The organism is Nocardia sp. NPDC049935 (genome assembly GCF_055586645.1).
The window spans coordinates 327,004-352,700 of the sequence record NZ_JBVJHV010000005.1; the positions used below are offsets into that span (position 1 = coordinate 327,004).

General features: G+C 68.7%; 23 protein-coding genes. 13 read left to right on the forward strand and 10 right to left on the reverse strand.

Annotated elements, in window-relative coordinates; genetic code table 11:
- The first annotated feature begins 44 nt into the window (after positions 1–44).
- The 4 genes from ACZ6SF_RS21305 to ACZ6SF_RS21320 all read left to right on the forward strand — a co-directional run bounded on the left by ACZ6SF_RS21305 (position 45) and on the right by ACZ6SF_RS21320 (position 3,744).
- Positions 45–1,415: an acetamidase/formamidase family protein gene (locus ACZ6SF_RS21305; RefSeq protein ID WP_466063898.1), complete on the forward strand. Its 1,371-nt coding sequence runs from the start codon at positions 45–47 to the stop codon at positions 1,413–1,415.
- Positions 1,416–1,556: 141 nt separating this feature from the next.
- The gene (locus ACZ6SF_RS21310; RefSeq protein WP_466063899.1) at positions 1,557–2,423 is read left to right on the forward strand and encodes an alpha/beta fold hydrolase; all 867 of its coding nucleotides are present in this window, start codon (positions 1,557–1,559) and stop codon (positions 2,421–2,423) included.
- On the forward strand, positions 2,410–3,009 hold the full coding sequence (locus ACZ6SF_RS21315) for a TetR/AcrR family transcriptional regulator (RefSeq protein WP_466063900.1): 600 nt from the start codon (positions 2,410–2,412) through the stop codon (positions 3,007–3,009). The genes ACZ6SF_RS21310 and ACZ6SF_RS21315 overlap by 14 nt, the downstream gene beginning before the upstream one ends.
- A gap of 42 nt (positions 3,010–3,051) precedes the next feature.
- Positions 3,052–3,744: a class I SAM-dependent DNA methyltransferase gene (locus ACZ6SF_RS21320; RefSeq protein ID WP_466063901.1), complete on the forward strand. Its 693-nt coding sequence runs from the start codon at positions 3,052–3,054 to the stop codon at positions 3,742–3,744.
- Between the two features lie 251 nt (positions 3,745–3,995).
- Here ACZ6SF_RS21320 and ACZ6SF_RS21325 read toward each other — a convergent pair whose 3' ends face one another.
- From ACZ6SF_RS21325 to rplN, 4 genes are read right to left on the reverse strand one after another with little or no spacing between them, the layout of a single operon-like run.
- On the reverse strand, positions 3,996–4,181 hold the full coding sequence (locus tag ACZ6SF_RS21325; protein ID WP_014349101.1) for a type Z 30S ribosomal protein S14: 186 nt from the start codon (positions 4,179–4,181) through the stop codon (positions 3,996–3,998).
- A gap of 3 nt (positions 4,182–4,184) precedes the next feature.
- Positions 4,185–4,748, reverse strand: coding sequence for a 50S ribosomal protein L5 (gene rplE, locus ACZ6SF_RS21330; RefSeq protein WP_466063902.1), 564 nt, complete (start codon positions 4,746–4,748; stop codon positions 4,185–4,187).
- Position 4,749: 1 nt separating this feature from the next.
- Positions 4,750–5,067, reverse strand: coding sequence for a 50S ribosomal protein L24 (gene rplX / locus ACZ6SF_RS21335; protein WP_355239036.1), 318 nt, complete (start codon positions 5,065–5,067; stop codon positions 4,750–4,752).
- 1 nt (position 5,068) lies between these two features.
- Positions 5,069–5,437, reverse strand: coding sequence for a 50S ribosomal protein L14 (gene rplN, locus ACZ6SF_RS21340; protein WP_014349098.1), 369 nt, complete (start codon positions 5,435–5,437; stop codon positions 5,069–5,071).
- A 305-nt stretch (positions 5,438–5,742) separates the two neighbouring features.
- Between rplN and ACZ6SF_RS21345 the strand changes: the two genes are divergently transcribed.
- Together ACZ6SF_RS21345 and ACZ6SF_RS21350 are read left to right on the forward strand one after the other, a co-directional pair.
- Positions 5,743–7,782 (forward strand): M13 family metallopeptidase, encoded by a 2,040-nt coding sequence (locus ACZ6SF_RS21345; RefSeq protein ID WP_466063903.1) that lies wholly within the window; start codon positions 5,743–5,745, stop codon positions 7,780–7,782.
- A gap of 236 nt (positions 7,783–8,018) precedes the next feature.
- Complete coding sequence (locus ACZ6SF_RS21350; RefSeq protein ID WP_466063904.1) at positions 8,019–8,993, forward strand: ABC transporter substrate-binding protein; 975 nt, start codon at positions 8,019–8,021, stop codon at positions 8,991–8,993.
- Between the two features lie 77 nt (positions 8,994–9,070).
- Here the strand turns inward: ACZ6SF_RS21350 and ACZ6SF_RS21355 are convergent, their stop codons facing one another.
- Both ACZ6SF_RS21355 and ACZ6SF_RS21360 read right to left on the reverse strand, forming a co-directional pair.
- Complete coding sequence (locus ACZ6SF_RS21355; RefSeq protein ID WP_466063905.1) at positions 9,071–12,244, reverse strand: non-ribosomal peptide synthetase; 3,174 nt, start codon at positions 12,242–12,244, stop codon at positions 9,071–9,073.
- Between the two features lie 203 nt (positions 12,245–12,447).
- Positions 12,448–13,485, reverse strand: a complete 1,038-nt coding sequence (locus ACZ6SF_RS21360; RefSeq protein WP_466063906.1) for an AMP-binding protein — start codon at positions 13,483–13,485, stop codon at positions 12,448–12,450.
- Positions 13,486–13,646: 161 nt separating this feature from the next.
- Between ACZ6SF_RS21360 and ACZ6SF_RS21365 the strand changes: the two genes are divergently transcribed.
- A complete protein-coding gene (locus tag ACZ6SF_RS21365; RefSeq protein ID WP_466063907.1) occupies positions 13,647–14,336 on the forward strand; it encodes a GNAT family N-acetyltransferase in 690 nt (229 codons plus the stop codon).
- On the opposite strand, the gene ACZ6SF_RS21370 is transcribed toward ACZ6SF_RS21365, so the two are convergent.
- From ACZ6SF_RS21370 to ACZ6SF_RS21380, 3 genes are all read right to left on the reverse strand, one after another.
- On the reverse strand, positions 14,333–15,634 hold the full coding sequence (locus tag ACZ6SF_RS21370; RefSeq protein ID WP_466063908.1) for a SidA/IucD/PvdA family monooxygenase: 1,302 nt from the start codon (positions 15,632–15,634) through the stop codon (positions 14,333–14,335). The two genes, ACZ6SF_RS21365 and ACZ6SF_RS21370, sit on opposite strands and share 4 nt — an antisense overlap.
- A 154-nt stretch (positions 15,635–15,788) precedes the next feature.
- On the reverse strand, positions 15,789–17,528 hold the full coding sequence (locus ACZ6SF_RS21375) for an ABC transporter ATP-binding protein (protein ID WP_466063909.1): 1,740 nt from the start codon (positions 17,526–17,528) through the stop codon (positions 15,789–15,791).
- Positions 17,525–19,381: an ABC transporter ATP-binding protein gene (locus tag ACZ6SF_RS21380; RefSeq protein ID WP_466063910.1), complete on the reverse strand. Its 1,857-nt coding sequence runs from the start codon at positions 19,379–19,381 to the stop codon at positions 17,525–17,527. Before ACZ6SF_RS21380 ends, ACZ6SF_RS21375 begins: the two co-directional genes overlap by 4 nt.
- 160 nt (positions 19,382–19,541) lie before the next feature.
- Between ACZ6SF_RS21380 and ACZ6SF_RS21385 the strand changes: the two genes are divergently transcribed.
- The 3 genes from ACZ6SF_RS21385 to ACZ6SF_RS21395 are packed head-to-tail and all read left to right on the forward strand — an operon-like array spanning position 19,542 to position 22,037.
- On the forward strand, positions 19,542–20,249 hold the full coding sequence (locus tag ACZ6SF_RS21385; protein ID WP_466063911.1) for a siderophore-interacting protein: 708 nt from the start codon (positions 19,542–19,544) through the stop codon (positions 20,247–20,249).
- Between the two features lie 50 nt (positions 20,250–20,299).
- Entirely contained in the window at positions 20,300–21,241 is a 942-nt protein-coding gene (locus ACZ6SF_RS21390) for an RluA family pseudouridine synthase (protein WP_466063912.1), read from the forward strand.
- Positions 21,242–21,293: 52 nt separating this feature from the next.
- Positions 21,294–22,037, forward strand: coding sequence for a lysostaphin resistance A-like protein (locus ACZ6SF_RS21395; protein ID WP_466063913.1), 744 nt, complete (start codon positions 21,294–21,296; stop codon positions 22,035–22,037).
- Between the two features lie 18 nt (positions 22,038–22,055).
- On the opposite strand, the gene ACZ6SF_RS21400 is transcribed toward ACZ6SF_RS21395, so the two are convergent.
- On the reverse strand, positions 22,056–22,655 hold the full coding sequence (locus ACZ6SF_RS21400; RefSeq protein ID WP_466063914.1) for a hypothetical protein: 600 nt from the start codon (positions 22,653–22,655) through the stop codon (positions 22,056–22,058).
- 348 nt (positions 22,656–23,003) lie between these two features.
- On the opposite strand from ACZ6SF_RS21400, the gene ACZ6SF_RS21405 reads away from it, so the two are divergent.
- From ACZ6SF_RS21405 to ACZ6SF_RS21415, 3 genes are read left to right on the forward strand one after another with little or no spacing between them, the layout of a single operon-like run.
- Positions 23,004–23,978: an ATP-binding cassette domain-containing protein gene (locus ACZ6SF_RS21405; RefSeq protein ID WP_466063915.1), complete on the forward strand. Its 975-nt coding sequence runs from the start codon at positions 23,004–23,006 to the stop codon at positions 23,976–23,978.
- Positions 23,978–24,796 (forward strand): ABC transporter permease, encoded by an 819-nt coding sequence (locus ACZ6SF_RS21410; RefSeq protein WP_466063916.1) that lies wholly within the window; start codon positions 23,978–23,980, stop codon positions 24,794–24,796. Before ACZ6SF_RS21405 ends, ACZ6SF_RS21410 begins: the two co-directional genes overlap by 1 nt.
- Positions 24,793–25,608, forward strand: coding sequence for an ABC transporter permease (locus ACZ6SF_RS21415; RefSeq protein ID WP_466063917.1), 816 nt, complete (start codon positions 24,793–24,795; stop codon positions 25,606–25,608). The genes ACZ6SF_RS21410 and ACZ6SF_RS21415 overlap by 4 nt, the downstream gene beginning before the upstream one ends.
- Positions 25,609–25,697: the final 89 nt, after the last annotated feature.

A 25,697-nucleotide genomic window follows, 5' to 3' on the forward strand; every position in this document is an offset into this window, starting at 1 on the left:
TCGATAGTTTCCGGACGCTCGACCAGCTGATTCCGGAGGTACCCATGACCGATTTCCTCGCCCGCGACGCCGCCGAAACTCTCACGCGCGGCCTGGGCCGGCGCGGGTTCCTCCGGGCGGCGGCCGCGGTGGGTGCGGTCGGCGCGGCAGCGACCGCGACCGCCTGTTCCACCGGAAGCGGCGCCACCAACCCTGTTTCGACCTCCTCACCCGCCATACCGTTCAGCGGCGGCGTCCCGATCCTGCAGCCCGGCCAGGGCGATATCCCCGGCGACCACTACCTGCGCTCGGAAGTGGAACAGGTGCTGTGGGGTTATGTGCCCAACGTCCACAGCAAAGAAGTGCTGCGGATGAAATCCGGTGAGACGGTCACGATCGACGCGGTCTCGCACGAGGGCATCCTCGAGGATCAGGGCCGCGACCCCGTCGAGTATTTCGGAGCGAAGGGCGTGGCGAAAGGCGATGTGCTCGCGGACGCCGTCGCGATCGCCGAAGGCTACGACCGCACGCCCCGGGATTTCGACAAGGACGGCCCGCATATCGTCACCGGACCGGTGTTCGTCGAAGGCGCGCGCCCGGGTGATGTGCTGAAGATCGAAACCCTCGCCGCCGTCCCGCGGGTGCCCTACGGCGTCGTATCGAGCCGGCACGGTAAAGGCGCGCTGGCCCGGACCGCGAACGGCGAGGCCCCGGCCGGTATCTCGCTGGAGGAGGTGATGCCGCCGGTGGCCACGGATCGGCGCCACACCGGCGACCCGCGCGACTACGGCAATGTCTCCACCTTCACCGCCATCGAAGAAGGCCTGGGCGTCATGCCCTTCGGCGACGCGAAGGTGCGGTTCCCGCTGCGCCCGTTCATGGGCATGATGGGCGTGGCCTTCTCGCCCGATACCGACCCGAAAGCCGCGTCGGCCAACTCGATTCCCCCGACCCGCGGCGGCGGCAATATCGATATCCGCCTCCTGGGCGCCGGATCGGCCTTCTACCTGCCGGTTTTCGCCGAGGGCGCCCTGTTCTACGTCGGCGACCCCCATATGGCGATGGGCGACGGCGAAGCCGCGCTCACCGCGATGGAGGGGTCGCTGCGCGGTACGTTCCGGCTCACCGTCTGCAAACCGGGTTCCGGCGACGCACCCGAGATCGCGTACAAGTACCCGTTCGGTGAGACCGAGGAATCGTGGATCCCGATCGGCCTGTCCGATCCCGACGGATCACAGAACGGCCAGTCCAGCGATCTGAACGTGGCCATGCGCCGGGCGGTGGTCAACGCCCTCGACTTCCTGGAGCAGGAGAAGGGCATGGACCGGGCGACCGCGTACGCGTACCTCTCCGCCGCGGCCGATTTCACTGTTTCCCAGGTCGTGGACCGCACCGTCGGCGTCCACGGCCAGATCTACAAATCCCACTTCGCCTGACCGGTGCCCCGGCCGCGGAGTTCTTCCGCGGCCGGACAGGACAGCACCCGCGCCCCGGCGCCGACCTGCGTGTTCTATCCACCCTCTATACATGCATACCGAATGTATGTAACTATCGAGAGACCGACAGAGGGAGGAACAATGTCCGACCACAACCAACCCCGGCACGGCGCCATCGCCCATCTGAGCGGCGCGGATATCCGATACCGCGAAACCGGCGAAGGACCGCCGGTCGTCTTCGTCCACGGACTACTCGTCAACTCCGATCTGTGGCGGCATACCGTGCCACCGATCGCCGCGGCCGGATACCGCTGCCTCACCCCGGATTGGCCGCTCGGCTCCCATTCGATCCCGGCCCCCGGCGCCGATCTCACCCCCACCGGCGTCGCGGACCTGATCGCCGAATTCCTCGATCACCTCGACCTCACCGATGTCACGGTCGTCGCCAACGACACCGGCGGCGCCATCACCCAGATCCTGCTGACCCGCCGGCCGGAACGCATCGGCCGCGTGGTCCTCGCGGCGGTGGACTCCTACGAGAGCTTCCTGCCGCAGCCGTTCACCCTGCTACCGCAGGTCGCACGGGTACCGGGAGGGATACGGGTGATGACCGAACTGCTGCGGCCGCGGTCCCTGCACCGCCTCCCGTTCGTATTCGGCCGGCTGACCAAACGCCCGATCCCGCGCGAAACGGTCGACTCCTATCTGCGCCCCGGCATAGAGTCGGCGTCGATCCGGGCCGACCTGCGGCGATTCCTGCGCCACGCGCACCGCGGCTACACGCTGGACGCCGCCACCCGATTCGGTTCGGTCGGCGTGCCGGTACTCGTCGTCTGGGCCCGGGAGGACAAACTGTTCCCGGTCTCCTTCGCCGAGCGTCTGGTCCGCGATCTCCCGCACGCCACCCTGGAACTCGTCGACGACTCCTACACCCTGATCCCCGAAGACCGGCCCGAGTTGCTCGCCGAACGAATCCTGGAGTTCACTCGGCTGCATGCCACGCCGTAGCCAGGAGGACCGCTCCCGCACCACCCGGACCACGCTCGAGGAAACCGGCCGCCGCCTGTTCGCCGAGCGTGGGTTCGCGGGCACCTCCGCGGAACAATTGGTGTCCGAGGCCGGGGTCACGCGGGGCGCCCTGCAACACCACTACGGCGATAAGCGCGGACTCTTCCTCGCGGTCCTGGAACAGCTGGAAGTCGAGATCACCGCGGAAATAGCGCAGTCCCTGCGGGCGGCGCCCGCCGACGACATCCTCGTCGCGATGGCGTCCGGCCTGAACACCTTCCTGGGGATCTGCGAGCGACCGGAGTTCATCCGGATCGCGTTGTTCGACGCCCCGGCGGTCCTGGGCTGGCCGGCCTGGCGCGAACTCGAAGCCCGCCACGGCCTCGGCCTGATCACCACCGAACTGGAACGCGCCCGCGAGTCCGGCCTGATCACCGCCGATGCCGTACCGGTCCTGGCCCAGCTCCTGCTGAGCGCCGTCTCCGAAGCGGGCCTCATCGTCGCCCACGCCGAGGACAGGGAAACCGCCCGCGCCCAAACCCAGCAATCACTGCTACTTCTGGTCAGCGGGCTGCTTCGCACCTGAAACAACATTGCGAGCGCAGCCGTCGGCCGCGAAAGTGGTCCCATGCCCAGCTTCGCCGATTTCGACCGCCGCCACTACCGAACCGTCGATGTCGCAACCGGCTACGACGGTTGGGCGCCCACCTACGAGCAGACCGTCCTCGACCACATGGACCTGGCACTCCTGAACCGGCTGCGGCGGCCGAGCTGGACCGGAATCCGGCGGGCCGCCGATCTCGGCTGCGGTACCGGCCGTACCGCCGCCTGGCTCCGGCAGTACAGCGATGCCCCGATCGACGGAATCGATCTCAGCGAAGGAATGCTCGCCCGCGCGCGGGAACGGAACGTGCACGACACCGTGACGCGCGGCGATGTCCGCACGACCGGATTACCCACGGGGTCCTACGATCTCGTCATCTCCTCGCTGATCGACGAGCATCTCCCCGATCTGGCACCGTTCTACACCGAAGCCCGCCGCCTGATCGCCCCTGGCGGAATCTTCGTACTGGTCAGCTACCACCCGCAGTTCATGATGGTCACCGGCATGCCCACCCACTACACCGGCGACGACGGTGAACCACTCGCGATCTCCACCCACCTGCACACCCTCGGCGACCATGTGACCGCCGGGGTCACGGCCGGATGGCAGCTCGCCGAACTCACCGAATCCTCGATAGACGACACCTGGATCGCCGCCAAACCCACCTGGGTCGCGCTCCGGGGACACCCGTTCACCATGGCCTCGGTCTGGGTGTAGATCTACCGCCGGCCCAGCGGCTACGGCACTCGGCGGCGAGGCACCGGCCGCTCGGGAGGCGATATGCGCGTGTCACCCACGGGACTTGCCAGACGACGTTCCAAGGCGGTGAACGCGGCGATCACCTCGGGGCACTCGAAGGCCCGGTTACGGCGGCCGACGGTGCTGGAAGCACAAGAAGGACCCGAGCCGGGGCTCGGGTCCTTCTGTCGTATGAACTATCCGCCGGGCCGTGGCCCGCCGGGCTCAGCTCACCAGGAGCTCTTGTGCACGCCCGGCAGCTCGCCGCGGTGGGCCATCTCGCGCAGGCACACACGGCACAGGCCGAACTTGCGGTACACCGCGTGCGGCCGGCCGCAGCGCTGGCAGCGGGTGTAGGCGCGCACAGCGAACTTCGGCTTGCGGTTGGCCTTGTTGACCAGTGCTTTCTTGGCCATGTCTCAGTTCTCCTTGAACGGGAAGCCGAGGTGCTTCAGCAGGGCACGGCCTTCTTCGTTGTTGGTCGCGGTGGTGACAACGGTGATGTCCATACCACGCGGACGATCGATCTTGTCCACATCGATCTCGTGGAACATCGACTGCTCGCTCAGACCGAACGTGTAGTTGCCGTTGCCGTCGAACTGCTTGGGCGACAGACCACGGAAGTCGCGGATACGGGGCAGGGCGATCGAGACCAGGCGGTCCAGGAACTCCCACATCCGGTCGCCGCGCAGGGTGACCTTCGCGCCGATCGGCATACCCTCACGCAGTTTGAACTGCGCGATGGACTTGGTGGCCTTGCGGATCTGCGGCTTCTGGCCGGTGATCAGGGCCAGATCGTCGACCGCGCCGTTGATCAGCTTCGCGTCACGGGCGGCGTCGCCGACACCCATGTTCACCACGACCTTGACCACGCCGGGGATCTGCATGACGTTCGGGTAGTTGAACTCGTTGTTCAGCGCATCCTTGATCTCGGCACGGTAGCGCTGCTTGAGCCGGGGCTGCACTTTCTCGGAGGTGGTCATATCAGATGTCCTTCCCGTTCTTACGGGAGATCCGAACCCGCTTGCCGGTTTCTTCGTCGGTGCGGTAGCCGATACGGGTCGGGTTACCGTCCGAGTCGACGACCATCACGTTGGACACGTGAATGGGCGCTTCCTGGGTCACGATGCCGCCCGAGGAGGCGCCACGCAGGTTCGCGGAGTCCGCGACATGCTTCTTGATCCGGTTCACGCCCTCGACCAGGATCCGGTTGTCCTTCGGGAAGGCCTGGATGACCTTGCCCTTGGCGCCCTTGTCCTTGCCCGAGACGACGAGCACGGTATCGCCCTTGTGCACCTTCATGTCAGAGCACCTCCGGGGCCAGCGAAACGATCTTCATGAACTTCTTGTCGCGCAGCTCGCGCCCGACCGGGCCGAAGATGCGGGTGCCGCGCGGGTCGTTGTCCGCCTTGATGAGCACGGCGGCGTTCTCGTCGAAACGGATGTAGGAACCATCCGGACGGCGCCGTTCCTTGGTGGTGCGCACCACGACGGCCTTCACGACGTCACCCCGTTTGACGTTGCCGCCCGGGATGGCGTCTTTCACGGTGGCGACGATGACGTCGCCGATACCGGCATAGCGGCGCGACGAACCACCGAGAACGCGGATGCAGAGAATCTCCTTGGCACCCGTGTTGTCGGCGACGCGCAGCCGCGACTCCTGCTGAATCACTTCAGCCTCCTCGACCTGGACGATAAGCACGCCGGATTGCCGACCCGACGGGCATGGTCTGTCGCCATCCGAACGCGCGCCTACCAGCGGTTCTGCATGATCTCGACGATCAACCACCGGGGGTTCGCGGCCGAATCGCGGGCACCGGGCCCGCAGGCAACCGGTCAAGGATAGCGAATCCGCAGCTCGGACCATAATCCGGGGGGAGATGTGTCCCGGCGCGACGTGAGGGGGCGGCGCCGGTAGCCTCATGGGGCTGGTTCGCCTAGGAGAGGTGCGGGTCCCGCATCGGGGAGAGGTTTCGTATGAAATCGCCGGATCGTCCGTTCGTGCTCGGCCGCCGCTCGTTCCTGATCGCGCTGGGGCTGCTGCCCGCCGCGGGAGCGCTGGTGTCCTGCTCCGAGGACGAAGCGGTCAAGCTGGTCACCGTCGATATGGACGGTTCCGATCCGGCCGTACGCCCGCAGGACGATCTGTACCGGCACGTCAACGGCAAATGGCTGCGCGAGTACCGGCTGCCGCCCGACAAGACTTCCTTCGGCGCGTTCAGCGAGGCCAACGATCGCACCGAACTCCAGCTCAGGGAGATCATCGAGGGCATCCGGGACCCGGAGGACGGCACCGAGGCCCAGCACATCCGTGACCTCTACGACGCCCGGACGAATCTGGACGAGATCGAGAAGCTGGGCCTGACCCCGCTGGACTCGATGTTCGCCGAGATCGAGAACGCGAAGGACAAACCGGCCCTCGCCGAGGTGATGGGCCGGCTGCCGATCGGCGGGCTCATCGGTATCGGGGTGAGTATCGACCAGAAGAACTCCACCGCCTATATCGCCTCGATCGGGCAGTCCGGGCTCGGCCTGGGCGAGCAGTACTACCGCGACCCCCAGTTCGCCGAGCAACTCGCCGGATACCGCACCCTGCTGGAACGCCTGGCGAAGGGCGCCGATCTGCCCGATCCCGCCGGAACGGCCGACCGGCAGATGGCACTGGAGACCAGGATCGCCGCCGCGCACTGGAACAATGTGCGCAATCGCGACGCCGCCGCCACCTACAACGTGTTCGACTGGGACAAGGCCACGGCGCTGGCCCCGCAGTACGACTGGGAACCCTGGCTGAAGGGGATCACCGACCGCCCGAAGGACCTGTTCGCCAAGGTGGTGGTGAATCAGCCGTCCTACGTCACCGAGGCCGGCAAGATCTGGGCCGATACCGATATCGCGATCTGGCGCGACTATCTGAAGCTCGCGGTGATCAAGGCCTACGCACACGTCCTGCCCAAGGAGATCTCGGACGCGAATTTCGATTTCAACGGGCGGCTCATGTCGGGGCTGCAGCAGCGGCCCGAACTGTGGAAGAACGGCGTCGGCACGGTCGACAGCAATCTCGGCGAGCAGCTCGGCAAGCTGTATGTCGACAAACACTTCCCGCCCGAGGCCAAGGAACGCGTCCAGGTGATGGTCGACGATCTGATGGCCGCCTACCGGGAGAATTTCACCGCTTCGAACTGGATGTCGCCGGAGACCCGGCAGGCCTCGATCGAGAAACTCGACAAGATCGGCCTCAAACTGGGATATCCGGATAAATGGACCGACTACTCCGGCCTGAAGGTCACCCGCGGCAAGATCGTGGAATCGCTGCGCGCCATCAATGATTTCGAAGTGAAGCGCTCCTTCGACCGGCTGGGTACCGAGGTCGACAAATCGGAATGGAGCGCTTCGCCGCAGACGGTGAACGCCTACTACTCGGCCGTGACGAACGAGATCGTCTTCCCGGCCGCGTTCCTGCAGCCGCCGTTCTTCGACAAGGATGCCGAGATCGCGGTCAACTACGGCGGCGTCGGCGCGGTCATCGGGCACGAGATCGGCCACGGATTCGACGATCAGGGCTCGAAATTCGACGGTGACGGCAATCAGCGCGATTGGTGGACTCCCGCCGACCGTGCCGCCTTCGACGCGAAGTCGAAACAGCTGATCGACCAGTACAACGCGCTCGTCCCGGAGGGGCTGGCCCCCGAACAGCATGTCAACGGGGAGCTCACCGTCGGCGAGAACCTGGCCGATCTGCGCGGTCTGCAGATCGCACTGGCCGCCTACCGCCTGGCCGAGGAGCGGGCCGGGGTGACCGCCCCCGACTATCACACGATGTTCCTGTCCTATGCGCGCATCTGGCGGTCGAAGATGACCCCGGAGGTCACCGAGCGCCTGCTCGCGAGCGATACCCACGCCCCCGACGAGTTCCGGGTGAACCAGGTGGTCCGCAATATCGCGGAGTTCTACCGGACCTTCGGCGTCGTCGAAGCCGACGCGCTGTTCCTGCCGGAGGACCAGCGCGTCGGCCTGTGAGATCCCGGAGCAGGGAACGACGATCTCCGCGGTACCGGCGGGACCGTGAATCCGAGGACGCCGCGGGCGGCGTTCGTCCGGACACCGACGCACGCTACGGCCGGGCGGCCGTAGCGTGCGGACCCGATAATCGGCGGCAACGGAATCTGGGACATCCCCAACTTAGCTAAGCCTGTCCTATCCTTGACGGGCCGGCCGGTCTGCTGCGGGCGGCCCTGCTGAGGAGGAACTCGACCATGAACACAGCGCGAAAATCGCGGAGCCGGACCGGGGCCGCGCTCGTCACGCTCGCCGGGGCGCTCACCGTGGCGCTCACCGGCTGCGGCGCCTCCGATGCGGGGTCCGCCGCCGAGGGAGTCACCGTCACCCACGCGTACGGCGAAACCGTGGTCGAGGGCACGCCCACCACCATCGTGGCGCTGGGCAACCAGTGGCTCGATACCGTGCAGGCCTTCGGGATCGTGCCGGCGGGCCATATCGACAACGTCTCCGCCCTCACCGGCAGAACCGGTGCGTGGGAACCCGATTCGCTGAAACAGTCCCGGGCGCTCGACACCGGCGGCGATATCGCCGAGCAGGTCGCCGCGCTCGAACCGGATCTCATCCTGGCCGATCCGTTCCTGGCCGACAAGAACCGTTACGACCAGCTGTCCAAGATCGCGCCCACCCCGCCCGCGCTCAGCGACAAGGCCGGGGCGCCGTGGCCGGATCTGGTGACGACTCTCGGCAAGGTGCTGCACCGGGAGGACGACGCGGAACGGCTCGTCTCCGATGTCTGGGCGAAGGTCGACGCGCTCGGCGCCGCCAATCCCGGACTGCGCGGCAAAACCTTCCTGAGCACCTGGCTGGCGGGCCCGACCCAGCTCATGGTGCTCAACGACCCCGACGACGGTTCGGGCGCGCTGTTCACCCGGCTCGGTATGGCCGTTCCGGCCACCGTCCGGGATCTGCCCGCGCAGGGCGGCCGGGTGGCGCTGTCCCCGGAGCGGGCCGGGGAACTCACCGCGGATCTGCTCATCGCGGGATACTCGGCGGGCCAGGACTCCGCCTACCGGCAACTGCCCGGATACGGCGAGCTGCCCGCGGTTCGCAAGGGTTCCGTCGTCTTCCTCGACACCACCGATATCGGCGCCATCAACCAGCCGACCGTGCTCTCGCTGCCCTACATCCTGGACAAGATCGAGCCCGCGCTCGTCGCCGCGGCGAAATAACCACGACCGCCCGGATACCCGCCGCCCGGTGAGCCCGCATCGCTCACCGGGCGGCGCCGTCCGCCGCGCTCGGTCCGCTACGGCCGGAGCGCCTCCGTGGCGACCGCGGTCCGCGCGACCGCGGACCGGTCGTCGATATCGACACCGAATTCGCGCAGGCATATCGCCACCAGATGCGCCGCCAGTCCGCTCACCGTGGGTGCGCGGAACGGGGCCCGCATATCGATCTCGACGCCGAACTCCGCCCGGACCATCGAGATCAGCCGGGTCACCAGCAGCGAATGCCCACCCAGTTCGAAGAACGAATCGTCGGCGCCGATCCGGTCCCGTTCGAAGAGCCGGCCGAACAGTTCGGCGATTCGCCGCTCGGTGGGGGTCTGCGGCTCCCGGAACTCCCGGGCCGAGACGAACTCCGGGGTGGGCAGCGCCTGCCGGTCGAGCTTGCCGTGCGGGGTGAGCGGGATCCGGTCGATCACCGTGAACGTGGCGGGCACCATGTACTCGGGCAATCGGGCGGCGACCCGCTCGCGGAGGGCATCCACGTCGAGTTCGGCCCCGGGCACCGGTACGGGATAGGCGGCCAGGATCCGGCCCAGGACCGGATGCTCGGAGGCCACGACGACCGCGTGCGCCACATCGGGGTGATTGTTGAGCGCCGCCTCGACCTCACCCAGTTCGATCCGGTACCCGCGCACCTTGACCTGTTCGTCGGTGCGGCCGATGAATTCGACCACCCCGTCGGCCCCGCGACGGCCCAGGTCGCCGGTGCGGTACAGACGCCGGCCCGGCCGGAACGGATCGGCCACGAAACGTCCGGCGGTGAGCACGGGCCGGTTCAGGTAGCCACGCGCCAGCTGGTCACCGCCGAGGTAGATCTCGCCGACCACGCCGTTGGGCACCAACTGCAGGGCATCGTCGAGCAGATACAGGAAGACATTGCGGTTCGGCACCCCGATCGGCACGATCCCGGTGCCCTGCGGACCCTCCACCGGCATATGGGTGGCGCAGACCACCGCCTCGGTGGGCCCGTAGTGATTGCGCAGTTGCGCGTCGAACCGGGCCGTGAACCGATCGGCCACCTCGCCGGGCAGCGCCTCCCCGCCCACCGGCATATGCCGCAGCGTGGTCCAGTTGTTGATCTCGGGCACCATCAGGAAGGTGGCCAGCATGGACGGGACCATATGCAGCACCGACACCCCGTGCCGGCTGACCAGTCGGGCGATATAGGGAATATCGCGGTGGGCATCGGGTTTGGGGATCACCACCCGGGCCCCGGCGAACAGGGTCACGAAGATATCCATCAGGGAGGCGTCGAAGCTCACCGAGGTGGACTGCAGGACCCGGTCGTCGGCGTCGAGCTCCCATTCCGCGCTGAAGCCGGACAGATGATCGGCGATCGCCGCATGCGCGACCGCGACGCCTTTGGGCAGGCCGGTGGAGCCGGAGGTGTAGATGACGTAGGCGGTGTTCTCGGGGCGCAGCGGCGCGACCCGGTCGCGGTCGTCCGGATTCACGTCCGGCAACGATGCCGCCGCCGCGACGGCGTCGTCGTAGACGGTTTCGGTGAGCAGCAGTCGTGGGCGGGCATCATCCAGCAGGAAGTCGATCCGCTCGGCGGGATAACCCGCGTCGATCGGCAGATACGCCGCCCCCGACTTCAGGATCGCCCAGGCGGCGATCACGAAATCCACCGATGTGTCCACGGCCAGCGCCACGACATCCTCGGGACCGATTCCGGCGCCGATGAGCCAGTGCGCCAGCCTGTTCGCCCGCGTGTTGAGCTCGGCGTAGGTGAGCCGGCTGTCGTCGGAGACCAGCGCGATACGTTGCGGTGTCGCGGCGACCCTGGCCTCCAGCTGCGCCACCAGGGTGGTGTCGACCGGGTCGGCGAGCGAGCCGTGCGACAGGTCGAGGACCGCGGCGCGGTCATCGCCCAGGATGTCGATCTCCGACATCCGGCGGCCGGGATCGTCCACCACGGTGGCGAGGAGCTGCAGATAGTGGTCGAGCAACTGGCCGACGGTGTCCCGGTCGAGATGCCCCAGCCGGTAGGTCGCTTCGATCGTGGTGGCCGGGTCGTCGTCGACGACGGTCAGCTCCAGTTCCTCCTGGGCCACCGCACTGCCGAAAGGTAGTAGAGCAGAGCGGATGCCGGGCAGATCGAATTCCCCCACCGCCGCCCGCTGCCCGAAACTGAGCTGGACCAGCTGCACCAGCCCGTCGCGCCCGGCCGCCCGGCGCGGTCCTACCGCTCGTACGACCCGGTCGATGCCCAGACCCCGATGCGTGAAGGCACCGTCGCAGGCGTGCACGGCGGATCGGAGGTAGTCCGCGAAGGTCGCGTCGCGTTCGGGAGTGGACCGGACGATCACCGTGTTCCCGAAATATCCGATCGGTGCCCGCACGGCACCGGCGGGCCGGTTGCTCACCGGGATCGTGACCAGGAAGTCCCCGGCCGCGGTATAGCGCTGGACGAGAGCCTGGAACCCGGCCAGCAGAACCGTGAACGTCGTGGCCGAGAACTCGGCGCCGACCGCGTGGATCCGGTCCAGCAACGCGTCCGGGATGGTGCGGGTCAGCGTCTCGGCGGCACTGCCCGAACCGGGCGCGCCCGGACGGCCGGGCAGTTCGAGCCGGCTGGGCAGCGGGGTCAGTACCCGGTGCCAGTACTCCAGATCGGCGGCATCGGAGCCGGCGTCGCGCGGAGACGCGGCGGCGAGATCGGCGTACTGCGTGGCGGGTTCGGGCAGCTCGTCACCCCGGTAGGCGGCGCTCACCTCGGCGAGGAACACGGGCCACGACTCGTCGTCCCAGGCGATCTGGTGCGCCGTCAGGATCAGGACGTGGTAGCCGGCACCGATGCGGACCAGGGTCGCACGCAGCGGGTATTCCCGGGCCAGGTCGAACGGGCGCGCGAATTCGCGGCGTGCCAGCACCTCCACCCGCCGATCCCGGGCCGGGGCGGGATGATCGGAGAGATCGTGTTCCTGCCAATCGATTTCGCGATCGCTGCGCGAAACCTGGTACGGCTCACCCGATTCGTCGACGTGATACGTGGTGCGCAGGATGTCATGGCGGGCGACGACCGCGGCGAGGGCGGCCCGCAGACCGGCGGTATCCAGTACACCGCTGAACTTGTGCGCCGCACAGACATTCAGCGTGGTCTCCCCGGGATCGAGACGCTGGACGAACCACATACGACGCTGGGCATCGGAGAGTGGGCGGCGGTACTCGGGAAGATCGTCTGCCATGGCTGTCCTTCGGAATCGCTGCCTACGTTGCTGTCGAGGGAGTTCGAGTGCCGCCGGGCGCCCGTACCGCCCGGCCCGGGCGGAGCCGGCGCGGGCCGGGGACGCTGCCCGTCCGGCCGGATACCGGCGTGCGGACCGACAGCGGATCGGGCGAACAGAGCTTCACTCCAGCGCGGCAGCCGTCGCGGTGGCGCCGCCGGGTGTCAGGCGAAAACGAGCCGGCCCTCCGACGTCCACGTACCCCGTTCGCCGGTGCGGAACAGCCGGCCGCCGGGTTCCAGCGGATCGGGTACGAAGGAGTCGCTCGTGCCCGCGGTACCGACCGCGGCGCCCCCGACGTACACATCACCGATGACGCCCGGCGCCACCGGGCGCAGATCCCGGCCCAGTACCTGGACCCGGGCGCCGGGAATGGGCCGGGTGCGGCCGGTGCCGTCGAAGCAGCCCCTGGTCACGGCACCCGCGTATCCGTCCGTGGTGAAGGCGAAGGTGGCCAGCGACCGCGGTGCGAGGTCGCGCAACCGGCCGGGGAGGTCGGGGGCGGTCGCGGTGCCGGTGATATCCCAGCGGCAGACGGTGGGCAGCGCGGCGGCCGCGGCGGCGATACCGGTGACGGTCGCGAGCGTGCCGGTCACATGGGTGATGCCGTGGTGTTCGATGAGCCGGGCGAGCGCACCCGGGTCGGACCGTTCGTGTTCGTCGGCGATGACCAGGGCCGCGCCGTCGGCGAGGGCCGACAGCAGTTCCACGGCCACCCCCACGTCACTCCAGTCGGCGGCGTAGAGCCGCACGTCGGCGGTGCCGAGGGCACGGTCGGCGCGGACGCTCTTACGTTCGGCGGCCACCGACCGGCGGTCGGCGACCGCGACGGCCAGCGCGGCGACCGGGATGCGCGGCGCGAAGCGATGGGGGCCGGCGAGCACACCGCGACCGGCGGCGTCGCCGAGCAATCCGCCGAGCAGCCGGATCAGCCGGTCGACCGGGGTGCCGACCGGCACCCGGTCGGGGCGCGCGAGCACCTGGAAAAGGGTTCCGTAGGTGAGGGTTTCGGCGCCGAACCGGATGGCGGTACGGCTCTCCGGTACGGATCGGCCGCAGCGCATCAGGTAGGCGATACCGGGCACCGGGGACAATTCCACACCGGTGGTCCATTCCTCCGGAATCCGGATGGGCGAGGACGACGGAGCCTCCGCCGAGGCCGGTTCGCCGATTCGTTCCGGTTCCAGCAGTGTTGTCGGCATAACACGGACTCCTGCGTCGCGGGTACAGCGTATGGTCGAGAGGAATCGGGACTCCCGCACTCCGTCACGGCCATTGGGGAAACCTTAGCATAGGGTAACCTAACCGCGGCTTCGACCTGTCGCAGCCGATCAGCCAGACGATCCGAGGGAGCCGAACCCAGATGAACCAGACCGGGACCCCGTACGTCCTAGCCCGGGAACTGCGCGATATCTCCGAGGAGGTCCGCGCCGCACCGGCACCGCTGGTCCCGTGGTTTCCCGAGCCCTTCACACTGCGTGCCGTGGACGCCGGCGGCGACGACCCGGCCACCATCGCGGGCTGGATGTCGCGCCCGCATCTGGTGCAGACCTGGGAACAGGACTGGCCGGTCGAGCGCTGGCACCGGCACCTGACCGCACAGCTCACCGGCACCTATTCGCTGCCCTGTGTGCTGAGCCTCGACTTCGCCGGTGTGGACCGTCCCGAGCTGGGTGTACGCGATATCGCCTACGTCGAGCTGTACCGGCCGGCCAAGGACGAGATCGCCCGGCTCTACGACGCCGCCCCCACCGATATCGGATTCCATATCGCGACGGCCGACCCCGACCTCACGGGTAAGGGAGTCGTCTCCCGCTGGATGGGATTACTCGGCGAGGCAGTCTGGGATCAGGACCCGGACTGCCGCCGCCTGCTCTGCGAACCCGACTACCGCAACCCCCGGATGCGGCGCGCACTGCTGAAGAACGGCTGGACCGAACTGGGCGAATTCGATATCCGCCCGACCCGCCGGATCGCGCTGCACGTACTGCCCCGCACCCCCGACGACGCTCCCGCCCTGCGGGCCGAACCCGGCGCCCCGAAGGCCGGCTAGCGCGCGGCCGAACCGTTGCGGATCCGCGCGCCGCCCGCGCGGTTCCGCTCCGGTTCGGGGCCCAGCACCCGGTCCGAGAGCTGGCCCAGGCAGCTGAGATTCGGGAAACCCGGCCCCTGCGCCAGCCCGGCGAGATTGGGCAGATACAGCTTGGTGTCCAGACCGGTGACCGCGAGGTCGTAGCCGATGGCCGATTCGAGACGCTGCTGTGTGATCGGCCCGCCGAGCGCCAGTTCGACCAGATCCGCGGCATCGGTGTCGAACAGGTCCAGGAACCACAGCGGATGTCCGCCGGTCGCGTCCACCACCAGATCGAAGGCATGCACCCGGTCGGGCCGGTTCTCGTTGCGCAGCGTGAGCGCGACCCCGCCGTCCTGATCGGCGACCTGCACCACGCGGCCCTGTAGGTGATGCACGCGGGCGTCCCCGAGCAGGTTCTCCTGGACCCGCACCGAGAACACGCCGCGATCGGTGCGCCGCACCACATCCCGGCGTTCTTCGATACTCAGACCGTTCCATTTGGCCGGATCGCTGAACAGGGAGTTCTCGAAATAGCTCTCGCCCCGGGTGTAGATGGTCGCCGCCGGGGAGATCACCGAGACCGTCAGCACCTCGTGGCGGACCAGTTCGTCCATGGCCGAGGCGGCGGTCTCCCCGCCGCCGATCACCGCGGCGCGGGAGGACACCGGCAGTTTCCGGCGCCCGACCAGATCCCAGAAGTCGGCGATACTCAGCATCTTCGGATGGTCGGCCAGCGCCCGGCGGCTGTTGCCGGGGCCGGTGATCATCAGCCGTTCCGCCTCGATCTCGGTCGCGAGGCCGTCGGCGTCGACCACGGTCACCGCCCAGCCGTCCGCGCCCGCCGCCACGGTGCGGACCGCGCCGGAGACGAGTTCGAAATCCGCCTTCTCCGCGACCCACTGCAGATATCGCGCCCAGAGGTGATGCTGCGGGCTGGGCCGGCCCCGGTCGACCCATTCGGCGTAGGTGCCGCGTTCGACCATGAACGCGGTCCAGCTGAAGGCCAGCATGGCCTCGTCGATCTCACGGCTGCGCCCGCGTGCCCAGGTGGAGTGGTACGGGAAGCCGATATCCTTCTCCGGGCTGGTGCCGAGCCGGTGCTGACCGTTGGTCCAGCCCCCACTGGGCAGCCAGTTGCCGCCCACGGCATGGGCTTCCACCACGGTGATATCCGGAGCGGGCAAACCCAGCCGGCGCAGTACGTGCGCTTTCGCGGCCACGGCCATCGCCTTGGGGCCCGCGCCCAGCACCACGAGTCGATTCACCGGAACTCCCATCTCTCGCTACACGCCGGCCGGAGCGCTCACCCGTTCGCCCGACCCGGCGTGCCGGGGAGAGCCTCGGCCACCGAATCACCTTACCTATATTTGCATAGCCTTACCTAAACTTTGATACGAGATAAGTCACTACCGGATCGGGTTTCGGATCGTCTCAGCCCGGCGTGGCGCCCGCCAGCCGCCAGCCGCCGGCCCGCGACCGCTCGTTCCAGAAGTCCGCGTAGCGGCCGCCCAGTTCCAGCAGTTCCGTATGGGTTCCGCGCTCCACGATGCGACCGGCGTCCAGGAACAGGATCTGATCGGCATGGGCGATGGTCGACAACCGGTGCGCGACCACGACCACCGTCTTCCCGCGGGTCACCTCGTGGACACCGCGCACCACCACCGCCTCGTTATGCGGATCCAGTGCGCTGGTCGCCTCGTCGAGCAGCACGATCGGCGCGTCCTTGAGCAGCGCCCGCGCGATCGAGACCCGCTGCCGCTCACCGCCGGACAGCAGCTCGCCGCCCTCCCCCACCGGTGATTCGTACCCCTGCGGCAACCGGTCGGCGATCTCGTCCACACTGGCGGCCACGGCCGCCCGCCGCACCTCGTCCTCGGCCGCGCCGGGCCGGCCGATCCGGATGTTCTCGGCCACCGAACGGTTGAACAGGTAGACGTTCTGGAACACCAGCGAGAGCTGACCGAGCAGCGTTTCCGTGGGCTGGTCGCGGACATCGTGGCCGCTCACCGCGATCCGGCCGGAATCGGCGTCGTAGAACCGGGCCGCCAGCCGCAGCAGTGTCGTCTTCCCGGCCCCGCTCGGCCCGACCACCGCGGTCGTCGTTCCCGGCGCGACCTCGAAGCTGATATCGGAGAGCACGGTCTCGCCGTCGCGGTAGCCGAAACTCACCTCCGCGAACTCGATACCGGGAGCCCCCGGAGTCACCGGTCGATCCGCTTCCGGCAGGGTCGGTTCGGACAGCAACTCGGTTACCCGGCCCACCGACGCGGCCGCCCCACGCAGCCCGGCCGCCAGCTGGGCGGCCTGGTTCAGCGGTTCGATGAAACGCGCGGCGACCGCGATCAGCGCGATGGCGGCCGGTACCGAGATCGATCCGCCGGTCACCCGCTCGACCGCGATATAGGCGAGCACCAGGAAAACCGCCTGCACGCACAGCGCGAAGATCATGAGCCCGGGCACGGAGGTCAGCACCAGCCGGGTGGACGCGGACTTCTGCTCGGCCAGCGCCGCGTCCAGCGCGCGGTTCCCGGAACCGACCGCGCCCAGCGCGCGCAGCACCGGCTGCGCCTGCGCGAATTCCACCACGCGGGCATCGGCCTCGGTCGCGGCCGCGTGGGCGCGGCGATCGGCGGCCGCGTACGACCGCGCCGCGAGACCGTTCACCGCGTAGAGCGCCGGGGCGGCCAGCAGCATCGCCACCGAGATCCGCCAATCGACCAGCAGCATGCCCACCGCGACCCCCAGCGGCACCAGGATGCTGTTGAGCACCTTGGCCACCAGATACGCGAAGGCCTGCTGGATCTCGCGCACGTTCTCCACCGCGAGCCGCGACAGCGGTCCGGCGCCCCGGCTCTCGAACCAGCCCAGCGGAAGGGCGTTGAGGCGGTCACCGATCCGGGTCTGCAGATCGCGCTGCATCCCCACCGCGATCCGCAACGCGAGCACATACTGCAGATATCCGAACACCGACATCGCGGCGACCGCCACCACCATGAGCAGCGTCCAGAACCAGGCGCGCGACATCTCGTCGCCGAACAACGCCTCCAGTACCGGAACCAGCAGCACATAGGCCGCGGCCTGGCACAGCGCCTGCGCGACGATCGCGGCGAACAGCCGCGGCGTGAGCGCGCGGGATTCGCCCGGAACCAGGGTGAGCAGTTTCCGGATCATCGCGCGTCCCCGCTCTCCACCGCGTCGACCGCACCGATCGCGGCCTCGTTGATCTCCCATAACCGCTGATAGGTCCCGCCCGCGGTGCGTAGTTCCTCGTGCCGGCCCTGTTCCACCAGGGTTCCGTTCTCCAGGACCAGGATCCGGTCCACACCGGTGACGGTGTGCAGCCGGTGCGCGATCACCAGGACGGTCCGCCCGGCCACCAGTTCGGCCAGCGCGTCCTGTACGGCCGCCTCGGATTCGGGGTCGGCGAAGGCGGTCGCCTCGTCCAGGACGAGAACCGGGGTATCGGCCAGCAGTGTGCGGGCGATCGAAAGCCGCTGCGCCTCACCACCGGACAGGGTGGCGTCCACGCCGATCTCGGAGTCGTAGCCGCGCGGCAGCGCGAGGATCCGTTCGTGGATCCGGGCGGCGCGGGCGGCCGTCTCCAGCGCCGCGTCGTCGGCCTCCGGCCGGGCCAGCAGCAGGTTCTCCCGGATCGAACCCCGGATCAGCCGGACATCCTGGAAGACGAAACCCACCGTGCGATACAGCTCGTCGCTGGTGAAGTCACGGATATCGCGGCCCCCGATGGTGATCCGGCCGGTATTCACGTCGTAGAAGCGGGGCAGCAGCTTCGCCAGGGTGGATTTACCCGATCCACTGGGGCCGACCAGCGCGGTGAGGGTTCCGGGACGCAGTTCGAGGTCGATATCGCGCAGCACCCGATGATCCTCGCGATAGCCGAAACCCACCCCGGCGAAGCGGACCAGGCCGGATTCGGCGGCGGTATCGGAGACCGGCGCCGAATCCGGCGCACCCGTGGACAGTTCCGGAGTCTGCTGGAGTTCGTACAGCCGCACCGCGGCCTCTCCGGCCGCCCGCAACGCTTGGCCGCCGTAGCCCAGGCCCAGCAGCGAACTGCCCAGCCCGAGCCCGACCAGCAGGAACGGCAGCAGGTCGATCGGCTCGAGCCAGTTCAGCTCGACGAAGGCGAGGCCGGAGACCACGATCACCGCCATCACGAAAACCGGCGCCACGGCGATATCGGAGACGGCCTGCAACCGCACCAGGGGCAGCTTCCAGCGGGTGAACGCCCCGGTCTGCCCGTCGACCGCCTCCTGGAACTCCGCATGCGCCTTACCGGCTCGGCCGAACGCCCGGACCACCTGGATACCGTCGACGAATTCGATGGTCGCGGCCTGCACCCGGCGTTCCCAGCGGGTGTACACCACCATCCGGTCCCGGCTGGTCGTCTCCATCATCCGCATGAGCGCGATCCCGTAGACGAGCAGCGGAAGCAGCAGGATCAGCCCGAGCCCCGCGTCCACCCAGAACAGGTAGACGAGCGTGACCAACGGGGTCACCACGCCGCCGACGAAATCGAGCCGGGCGTGCGCGACCAGGTAGTGCAGGGCCTCGACATCGTCCTGCAGGTACTTCTTGACCTCGCCGGAGCCGCGTTCGGAGAACCAGCCCAGCGGGACGCGGGTGAGCTTATCGGCGAGCGCGCGCCGCACGGCGAGCTGGAAACCGCCGTCCACGTAATGCGACCAGCTCAGCGCCGCCGCCTGCAGGACACCGCGCGCCACGAGCACGATCACCGCGGCCCAGAGCAGCGACCGGACCCGGCCGGTATCGGCCGGCACGGTCAGCAACTCCCGGCAGGCCTCGACGATGAGCACGAACGGCACCACACCGCAGACCGCGGCCACCGCGAAGATCACGCTCGCGGCCCGGAGCGCACCGTTCACCGGCGCGAGGACGTCTTTGCGCGCCTGCGCGGTTCGTTGCTTCCGCGCCTTCTGCTGTGCGCGCGAGGGCCGGTTCCCCGTTTCCGCCACCGGCAGTGGCGCGGCCTCCACGGTCATATCCCAGTCCTTCCCCCGGTCGTGCCGAACGGGCATCATCTTCACATAGCGGTCGGTAAAAAGATAGGTAAGGCTAAGTCCGCGCTCCCCCCGCGTAGCAGCGCATATTCATGTCACCGCAAAGTCTGAGGGATTCGCCGAGTTAGGTTAAGCTAACCTCATGGGTAGAGGTACCAATGGCGTTCTGATGAAGGTGTGGCGGGCCGAGGACTACCGGCTGACGGTCACTTCCACCGAACGGATCACCGATAAGTACGTCCGTATCGGCTTCACCGCGGACGGTCTACTGGCCGACCACCCGGTACACCCCACGCAGTTCATCCGGCTGTGGATCCCGGACGCGGAGACCGACAAACTGCACCACCGCGGGTACACCCTCATCGACCAGGACCCCGCCAACGACCACTTCTTCATCGAATTCGCCATCCACAGCGGCCCGGCCTGCCAGTGGGCCGAACGCGCCCAGGTCGGCGATGTCATCGAGACCTCGGTGCTGGGCTCGAACTTCCAGCTGCCCGACACGGCACCCGGCGAGTACGTGATCTTCGGCGACGCCGCGTCGCTGCCCGCGATCAACACCCTGCTCGACGCCATCGGCGACGCTCCGGCGCGGGTCTGGCTGGAATGGCAGTTCGACTCCGACACCACCCTGCCGGTGCGCAAAAAACCGCACCATCAGGTCACCTGGGTTCAGCGGGTCGACGACGGCCGCCTGATGCGCGAGGCCGCCGAGGAACTCACCGTCGCCCAGGACGCCTTCGCCTGGGCGGCCTGCGACGCGGCCACCACCCGAGCCCTGGTGAAAACCTTCCGCGGCACCCACACCCTGCCGAAATCCCAGATCAAGGCCCAGGGTTACTGGAAGTAGCGGCCCGGCCCGCGGGATTCGCCGGTCGCGGCCCGGCTAGGCTGCGACCGGTGAGAAGGAGGCAGCAGCCCCCGCTGCCCAAGCGGTACGGGCTGGACCCGGCCCGGCTACGGCTCCCCGACGACGCCGTCTGGCCGACCCTGCGCGACCATCTGGTGCACCGGCTCCCCCGGGTCGACCCGGCCCGCATCGACGAAATGCTGCGCGCCGGTGAAATCGTCGACCTGAACGGCCCGCTGGCCCCGGACGCGCCCTATGTCCCCGGCGGGGCGGTCTGGTTCCATCGCGATCTGCCCGCCGAGCGACCGGTGCCGTTCGAGATTCCCATCGTCTACCGCGACGAGACGGTCCTGGTGGCCGACAAACCGCATTTCCTGGCGACCATCCCGCGCGGCAGCCATATCCTGCAGACCGCGCTGGTGCGGCTGCGCCGGGAACTGGACCTGCCCGAACTCGTCCCCGCACACCGCCTCGACCGCGCCACCGCGGGCCTGGTCCTGTTCGTAATCGACCCCGCGCGGCGCGGGGCCTACCAGACGATGTTCCAGGGCCGCCGGGTGCACAAGGAGTACGAGGCCGTGGCCGGATACCGGTCCGACCTCACCTTCCCGGTGGAGCTGGAGAGCCGGATCATCAAGGAGAAGCATGTCCTGGCGGCGCAGGAGGTGCCGGGCCCGCCGAACGCGCACACCCGGATCGAGCTGATCGAACGGCGCGATGATCTCGCCCGCTACCGGCTGTATCCGGCCACCGGCCGCACCCACCAGCTCCGGCTGCATATGAACTCACTGGGCGTACCGATCCTCGGTGACGATTTCTACCCCGTGCTCACCGATAAGGACGTCGACGATTTCTCCAGACCGCTGCAACTGCTCGCCGCGGCCCTCGAGTTCACCGACCCACTGACCGGTGAACTCCGGCGGTTCGAATCGTCGCGCACGCTGGAGGCCTGGGCCGATCCGGCCGGCTGGGCCGCCGGGACGACCGGCTGACCCGTCCGGCACCCGCCCGGCGCGTCGCGCGCCGGTCCGTACACTGGGCCCAATGCTCCACCCGGTTCCCGAGAAAACGGCCGCTCCGCGCCACAGAATCCACGCCTACGCGGATGTGGCCGTGGTGGTGGTCGTGCTCACCTGCACCAACCTGATCGCCCATTTCACCACCGCCTGGGCCAATATCGTGAGTGTGCCGATCGCGGCGGTGGTGCTGCTGGCGCTGATGCGCCGGCGCGGGCTGCGCTGGTCGGAGCTGGGACTCTCACCCCGCCACTGGCGGTCCGGGACGAAATACGCGCTCGCCGCGGTCGGGGTGGTTCTCGCCGCGGTTGCCATCGGCGCGGCCCTCCCGCTGACCAGGCCGTTCTTTCTCGCCGACCGCTACGCCACCATCTCCGGGGCGCTGATCGCCTCGATGATCGTGATCCCGCTGCAGACGGTGATCCCGGAGGAACTCGCCTTCCGCGGAGTACTGCACGGCACCCTGGACCGCGCCTGGGGCGCCCGCGGCGTCTTCGCGGCCGGCTCACTCCTGTTCGGCCTCTGGCATATCGCCTCGTCCTTCGGCCTGACCAGCGGCAACAAGGGTCTGTCGGCGGTGATCGGCGGCGGACTGCTCGGTCAGATCACCGGGATCCTGCTCGCGGTGGCGGCGACGGCCGGGGCCGCGGTGGTGTTCACCTGGCTGCGGCACCGCAGCGGTAGCCTGCTGGCGCCCATCGCCCTGCACTGGGCGGTCAACGGCGCGGGCGCCCTCGCCGCGGCGCTGGTCTGGCATACGACACTGGCCTGACCCCGGCCCCGCCGGGAATCAGCAGTGTTCGCAGATCCCGGTGGCGGGCAGCTGGATGAAACAGCTGGCGCACACCACGGTGCGCGATCCGGTATCCGCTTTCGCCGCGGTGGCGGTCCGGGTGGTGGTGGCCGGTGTGCCGCGTTTGACCGAACCACCACGGCTGATCAGCGGCGGGGCGCCGCCGTCGGCCGGCACCTCGGCGCCGCCCGCGGCGTAGCAGGCCCAGCGGGCGTACGCGGCATGGGTTTCGATATCGGCCGGCACCGGCAGCGCGGCCAGTTCGAGCACGTATCTGTAGCTGTCGCTCACCTTGAGATTGCGTTTGACGCACAGTGCAGTGAGCGGCGGTTCCCCGGCGTTGTGGCAGCGCCGGGCCACCTTACGCAGGATCGCGTCCATCCAGGTACGGGTCGGGGCGTCGGTGCGCACCCCCGACATCTCCTGCACCCGCTCGGCGAGTTCCTGCACCGTGACGAAGTATCCGTAGACCGTCGCGGTCTCGGTCAGTACCTCATGGGCGGCCATGGCCCAGGCGACCGCGGCATCACGGAAGGCTACCGCCGTTCCGTCGTCGACCCGCCAAGCCCCCGAAATCGTTGTCGCAGCGTCCCTCATAGCCCGTACACCCTAGCGCCGACCCTCCCCGTCGCGTCAACCGCCCTCCCCTATATCACATTTCGGCTGCACGAGGTGAGTTCCGGAGCTTTGCGCCCGCCTCCGGCAAGCCTCTCCACCGGTGCGCTTTTCCGGCTCCGGCCGCCCGCAACATAGTATAGCCTTGCCTAAGTAATGGAGTGGGGGTCCCGAATCGGGGATCCAGCCGATCGGAGGGCCGAGTGCCATGTCGTTGATCGCCGATTCGCGGGCCGGGTCATCCGGCCGTGAGCAACTACCGGGGCCGCTTCCGGGCGCGACGGGTCCGGCCCGGCCGCCGTTCACCGCACCGCGCGAGGTGGTCGCGATATGACCTCGGCACCGGAATCGGGAACACCGGCGATCGTGGTCGGCGACCTGGTCAAGACCTACGGCGACGTGCGGGCCCTGAGCGGTATCTCGTTCGAGGTGGCGCGGGGCGAGGTCCTCGGCCTGCTCGGCCCCAACGGCAGCGGTAAGACCACCACGGTGACACTGCTGTCCACCCTGCAGCGACCCACCTCGGGGACAGCCCGTGTCTGCGGGCACGAGGTGGTGGCCGAGGCCGCCCGGGTGCGCGAACTGGTCTCGCTCACCGGGCAGTACGCCTCCCTGGACGAGGGACTTACCACGGTCGAGAACCTGTCCGTGTTCGGACGGCTCACCGGCCTGCGCGGGCGCGGCCTGGCCACCCGGATCGACGAACTGGTCGAGCAATTCGACCTCGGCGCCGTACGCGATCGGCGGGTCGGCGCGCTGTCGGGGGGTATGCAGCGGCGCGTCGATATCGCCAGTGCGCTGGTCACCCGGCCCGAGATCCTGTTCCTCGACGAACCCACCACGGGTCTGGATCCACGCAGCCGCGCGTCGGTGTGGGATACCGTCGCCGGACTGCGCGAAGAGGGCATCACCGTCCTGCTCACCACGCAGTATCTGGAGGAAGCCGACCGGCTCGCCGATCACATCGTGATGCTGAACCGGGGTTCGGTGGTGGCCGCGGGCACTCCCGGACAGCTGAAACAGCAGGTGGGCGCGGCGGTCTGCGAAGTGACGCTGACCGAACGCGACGACACCGCCCGGGTGATCGGGCTGCTCGAGGGGTTGGAGCTGGTCGAGGCGCCCGCCGACGGAACCGCGGCCGCGGCCACGGTCCATCCGCGGCTGGTGGTGCGGGCGCCGCGCGGGATGGCGACCGTCTCCGAGGTGATCACCCGGCTGCAGGGCGCGCAGATCGATGTGGTGGATATCGGCCTGCGGCAGCCGTCGCTGGACGAGGTCTTCCTGCAGCTGACGGAGACACACTGATGGCGGCCACCCTCACCGCCGGGACAACGCCCGGGGCCCGGCAACGATCCACCGCACGGGCGTCGGTGGGCCTCGGCCCGGCCACCGCGACCCTGTCCCGGCAGAAGATCCTGGCCGCGGTCCGGTCCGGCGACGCCTTCTTCGCCTTCTTCAGCCCGGTGGTGTTCTTCCTCTGTTTCTATGTGCCGCTGCACCGGCAGTTCGAACTCGGCGGCGCGGACTACGCCCAGTTCCTCACGCCGATCATCCTGCTGCAGGCCGGTCTGTTCACCGCCATCACCGCCACCGAGACCGCCGGGCACGATGCCCGCGCGGGGGTGCACGAACGGATGATGTCGCTGCCCATCCCCCGCGTCGCCCCGTTCCTGGGCCGGATGGCCTGGGTGCTCACCCGGATGCTGCTGGCGCTCGCGGGTGGACTCGTCATCGGCCACCTGCTGGATTTCCGCTTCCACGGGTCGGTGGTGGACACCCTGGTGTTCATGGTTCTGGTGGTGGTGTTCGGCCTGGCGCTGAGCATGCTCACCGACGCGGTCGGCACGCTGGCCCGCAACTCGGTATCCATCGCGAGCATTCTGATGATCCCGCAGCTGATCCTGGTCATGGCGTCAACAGGCCTGGTCCCGGCCGGCGCCTTCCCCGACTGGGCACAGCCCTTCGTCCGTAATCAGCCCATGTCGGTTTTCGCCGACACCCTCCGCGGACTCGCGGCCGGAACCGGCCCCGAACTGACCGCGGCCCTCATCTGGTCGGTGGCCCTGCTCGCCGCGGGATGGGCGGCCATCGTCTCCGCCGGACGAGCGCAGGTGAACCGATGACGACAACTGTTCCGCGACCGACGACCACCTGGCCGCCGCGCCGGGCCGTTCCGCTGATCCGGCAATCGGTCATCCACGCGGGCGCCCTGTTGCGTTCGTGGTCACGCGATCCGGGGATCGTCGTGCAATCGCTGGTCTTCCCGGCGTTCATGCTGCTGATGTTCCAGCTGGTCCTCGGGAAGACCGTGACCTCCATGGGCGGCGGTGACAGCGTCTACGGCAACACCGGACTGGTCGCCCTGGTGGGAGCCCTGTTCGGGACCCTCGCGACCGCGATCAGCCTCATCCACGAACGGGATACCGGCCTACTGGCCCGGATGTGGACCCTGCCGGTGCCCCGCGCCGGTTTCATCGCCGGGCGGCTGCTGGCCGAAGCGGTCCGTACCGGTATCGCCACCGTGGTGCTGTTCGCCGTCGCGGTGCCGCTGGGTTTCCGTTTCGAGCACGGCATCGCGGCCGCCGCCGGAGCGGTCCTGGTGCCCATGGTCTTCGCCATCGGGATCGCGGTGCCGGTGATCGCCATGGCGACCGTGGCATCGGGAAAACAGGCCGTACAGCAGCTCGGCGGCCTGTTCCTGCTGCTGCTGTTCTTCAACAGCGGTTTCGCCCCGGTCACCGAATATCCCGGCTGGTTGCAGCCGGTGGTCGAACATCAGCCGATGAGCCCCGCCATCGAGGCGGTCCGCGGCCTCACCGAGGGCGGCGAGGTAGCCGGACCAGTCCTGGTCACCTTCGCGTGGACCATCGGCCTGGTCGCCGTCTTCGGCCCACTCGCCGTCCGCGGCTACCGCAACGCCGCCGAACGCCGGTAGTACAAAGGTTCGGCCCGCGTCTGCTGTCAGCCCTCGAAGCGCATGTGGCGAAGCCACGAGTCTCGAGGGCTGACAGCAGACGCTCGAGA